The organism is Paraburkholderia sp. J41, assembly GCF_905220235.1.
Lineage (GTDB): Bacteria > Pseudomonadota > Gammaproteobacteria > Burkholderiales > Burkholderiaceae > Paraburkholderia.
Map to the genome: position 1 here is coordinate 1 of NZ_CAJMZE010000077.1, position 1500 is coordinate 1500.

Genomic DNA, 1500 nt, shown 5'->3' on the forward strand with positions numbered 1-1500 from the left:
GCACCGACTTGATCGGCAAGCGGCCTTGCGTCCACAAGTCGAGCAAATCGGTGCGCAGCGTTTCGGCCGTCAGCACGTCGAGCGCCGAAAACGGCTCGTCCATCAGCATGAGCATCGGATCGACCACGAGTGCGCGCGCAAAGCCCACACGCTGACGCATGCCGCCGGAAAGCTCGCGCGGATAAGCGTTTTCGAAGCCGTCGAGACCGATCAGGTCGATCGCGGCCAGCGCGCGCTCGCGCCGCTCGCGCGCGCCCACGCCTTGCGCCTCCAGGCCCGCTTCGACGTTTTGCAGCACGGTGAGCCACGGGAACAGCGCGAAGGTCTGGAACACCATCGCCACGCCCTCGGCCGGTCCTTCGAGCGGCTTGCCGCGCCAGGTCACGTCGCCCGAGGTCGGCGAAATCAACCCGGCGATGATGCGCAGCAACGTGGACTTGCCCGAGCCCGAACGGCCGAGCAGCCCGACGATCTCGCCTTCGCGCAACGACAGGTTGGCGTCGTCGAGCACGAGCAGTTCGCCTTGCGACTTGTTGAAGCCGCGGCAAACGTCCTTCACGTTCAGGATTTCGTCGCCGAGGCGCGGCGGGTTCGGAGCCGTCTGCACGTCGCCGTGCGCCGCGGTCAGCGTCTTGGGGTTTTGCATCGCGTTACCTTCGATCCTTCGTTTTCATCAGTCGAGCCGCAAGCGCGACTCGGCGTACGTGTAGAGCGGACGCCACAGCAGGCGATTGAACAGCGTGACGAACAGCGACATCACGGCAATGCCGAGAATGATCTTCGGATAGTCGCCGGCCGCCGTCATCTGCGCGATATACGCGCCCAGGCCGTGCGCGGCCACCCTGGTGTCGCCCCACTGCACGAATTCCGCGACGATGCTCGCGTTCCATGCGCCGCCCGAAGCCGTGATCGCGCCCGTCACGTAGTACGGAAACACGCCCGGCAGCATGGCCTGACGCCACCATTGCCAGCCGCGAATGCGGAAGTTCTTCGCGGCTTCGCGATAATCGTTCGGATACGCGCTCGCGCCGGCAATCACGTTGAACAGGATATACCACTGCGTCCCGAGCACGATCAGCGGCGACAGCCAGATATCCGGGTTCAGGTGAAAGCGCACGATCGCGATCACGAACACCGGAAACAGCAGATTGGCCGGGAACGCCGCGAGAAACTGCGCGAGCGGCTGAATCTTTTCGGCGAGCGCGGGGCGCAGGCCGATCAGCACGCCGAGCGGCACCCAGATCACCGAGGCAATGGCGATCAGCAGCACCACGCGCAAGAGCGTGATGAAGCCGAGCGCCAGCACATGGCCCACGTCGTCGAGCGACACGCCCGTGCGCACGAAGCTCACGACGCGCCAAAGCACGAATGCCGTAAGCGCGATCACGCAGACGGCCCACACGATATCGCCCAGGCGCGAGCGCTTGCTCACGGTCGCGACCACGGGCAGCGACTTCGGCAATTGCACGCGCAGCGGAATGCGCGCGAGCGTCGCGAACG

2 protein-coding genes are annotated in these 1500 nt (G+C 65.5%); both read right to left on the reverse strand.

What is annotated here, in order from left to right:
- Nucleotides 1-646: ABC transporter ATP-binding protein (locus tag U5805_RS31455; RefSeq protein WP_322107386.1), on the reverse strand; the 646-nt coding region annotated here is incomplete at its 3' end.
- A 27-nt stretch (nucleotides 647-673) separates the two neighbouring features.
- The coding region (locus tag U5805_RS31460; RefSeq protein ID WP_322107387.1) for an ABC transporter permease subunit at nucleotides 674-1500 on the reverse strand (827 nt) is incomplete at its 5' end.